The organism is uncultured Marinobacter sp., from assembly GCF_963974375.1.
Lineage (GTDB): Bacteria > Pseudomonadota > Gammaproteobacteria > Pseudomonadales > Oleiphilaceae > Marinobacter.
Genome location: NZ_CAXBDN010000417.1, coordinates 1 through 2162 on the forward strand (window position 1 = coordinate 1; position 2162 = coordinate 2162).

Sequence of the window (2162 nt, forward strand, 5' to 3'; positions counted from 1 at the left end):
CTCTGCCTGAACCGGGAATCGTAGCCGCGGCAGCAGCTGTCCGGTCAGTATCAGGCCGCCATTCATCACACAGAACAGTAGCGGGTTGCGATGCTGCAGGTCGGCCGTGATCCTTGCGGCCAGTGTGTCGATGGCCTGGAAGACCTGTTGTTCGTCAACCAGGCAATCGGCTTCCTCGAAAACCTGTGTCATTTCGGCGACGGTGTCGGTCATGGTCGGCGGATCCTGTCGTAAAACGGGCGAGTATAACGAAAACCCGGGCGGGAAGGGAGACCGTGGGGCCAGTCTGGCAGCCGGTGGAAACACAAACCGTATTTTGCGGCGTATCAATCCACCGGGCACTTTGGTGGATGCCCGGTCAGTGCGTATGATATGCCTGACTTTATCTCAATCTGCCGCGCTGTAGGCGGCTGGCAAGCAATTAAACAATGGGGTGTTCGAGTGAAAAAGTGGCAGTGTGTGGTCTGCGGTTTTATTTATGACGAGGCCGAGGGCTGGCCTGAAGACGGTATCGCGCCGGGTACTGCCTGGGATGATGTGCCGGAAGACTGGGAATGCCCGGATTGTGGTGTGGGCAAGGAAGACTTTGAGATGATCGAAATCGACTGACCAGACGGAACCTATCATGACCTCCGAAACCCGCGAACAGTCTTCCGCTGCCCCGATAGTGATCGTGGGCAGCGGTCTTGCCGGCTACTCCCTTGCCCGGGAGTTCCGCAAACTGGATACCGATACACCGTTGATGCTGATCACGGCAGATGACGGTACCAGCTATTCCAAACCGATGTTGTCGACCGGTTTCAGCAAAGGCAAGACTGCCGCTGAACTGGCCCAGGCTGACGCCGGAGCCATGGCGGAGCAGCTGCAAATGGACATCCGCACATCCACCCGGATCACCGGAATCGATACCGATGCCCATGAGTTGCAGATCGGCTCCGAGCGATTGCCTTACCGGAAACTGGTGCTGGCGACGGGTGCCGAGGTCATTACCCTGGACCTGTCGGGAAGTGGTGCCGGCGAGGTGCTGTCGATCAACGATCTGAGTGACTATCAGCGGTTTCGTGAACGACTGCCGGAAGCTGGCCGGGTCGTCATTCTGGGTGCCGGTCTGATCGGGTGCGAGTTTGCCAATGATCTGCGTAACGGCGGGTACCAGGTCAGCCTGGTGGCGCCGTCGGTTCAGGTGATGCCAGGCTTGTTGCCCGACGAGGCAGCCGGCGCGGTGCAGGATGCTCTGGCTCAGGAAGGTGTCAGTTTACATCTTGGCACAACGGCCGAACGGATTGACCGCATTGGCACGGAACTGAGCGTCACGCTGGCCAGCGGTGAGGTGCTGACTGCCGACCTGGTGGTGTCAGCGGTGGGCCTGCGGCCCCGCACAGCGCTTGCACGGGCTGCCGGCCTGAGCACCGGCCACGGGATTGCGGTCAACCGGGCTCAGGAAACCAGCGCTCCGGATGTTTATGCTCTGGGTGACGGGGCCGAGGTGGATGGCCTGGTGCTGATGTATGTGTTGCCGCTGATGGCGTCAGCCCGGGCGTTGGCGAAGACCCTTGCCGGTGAGCGCACCGAGGTTCGCTGGGGCGCCATGCCGGTGATGGTCAAAACCCCCTGTTGCCCCACGGCGGTATGTCCGCCACTGTCGGGTGCCGAAGGTAGCTGGGAATCGCAGCGCCAGGGCAACAGTGTAAAAGCAGTATTCCGGGACGCCGGTGGACGGCTGCTTGGCTTCGCCTTGACCGGTGACGCGGCACTGGAGAAACAGGCCCTGACCAGAGAGCTGCCACCGATTCACAGCTGACCGTCGCGTTTTGGTGTATCTTTCAGAAGAAAGGACGTCGTAAACCAGAGTTGCGCAGGAAAGGCGGATCGGGTAGAAGTTAACGGTTTTTAAGGTAAGAGGCTGTATCGGGGTGACCCATGCAGCTTTCGTTTTTTCAGGAGCAGGCATGCTGGACGTTACCAAAAAGCTGGTTGAACTTTTGGATCTCGCACCTTTGGGCGATGATCATTTCCAGGGCGAGAGCGAGGATCTGGGCTTCCCCAATCTGTTCGGTGGCCATGTGCTCGGTCAGGCGCTGATGGCTGCCACGCGGACCATCGAAGGCCGCATGCCCCATTCCATGCACGCCTATTTCCTGCGTCCCGGCAACGCCAGAGCA

General features: G+C 59.9%; 3 protein-coding genes and 1 pseudogene. 3 read left to right on the forward strand and 1 reads right to left on the reverse strand.

Annotated features, from left to right (window positions below; translation table 11 throughout):
• Window positions 1-213: pseudogene (locus AAC035_RS20900) on the reverse strand (hypoxanthine-guanine phosphoribosyltransferase); the annotation flags it as partial.
• Window positions 214-441: 228 nt separating this feature from the next.
• Between AAC035_RS20900 and AAC035_RS20905 the strand changes: the two are divergent.
• From AAC035_RS20905 to AAC035_RS20915, 3 genes are all read left to right on the forward strand, one after another.
• Window positions 442-609 carry a rubredoxin gene (locus AAC035_RS20905; RefSeq protein ID WP_339807045.1) on the forward strand — a complete coding sequence of 56 codons (168 nt, stop codon included), beginning with the start codon at window positions 442-444 and terminating at the stop codon, window positions 607-609.
• 16 nt (window positions 610-625) lie between these two features.
• Entirely contained in the window at window positions 626-1801 is a 1176-nt protein-coding gene (locus tag AAC035_RS20910; RefSeq protein ID WP_339807046.1) for an FAD-dependent oxidoreductase, read from the forward strand.
• Between the two features lie 148 nt (window positions 1802-1949).
• The coding region (locus AAC035_RS20915; protein ID WP_339807047.1) for an acyl-CoA thioesterase domain-containing protein at window positions 1950-2162 on the forward strand (213 nt) is incomplete at its 3' end.

What these genes read in the sequence shown, in the direction of transcription:
- AAC035_RS20910 (WP_339807046.1), top strand. Translation starts at nt 626, where the DNA reads ATGACCTCCGAAACCCGCGAACAGTCTTCCGCTGCCCCGATAGTGATC.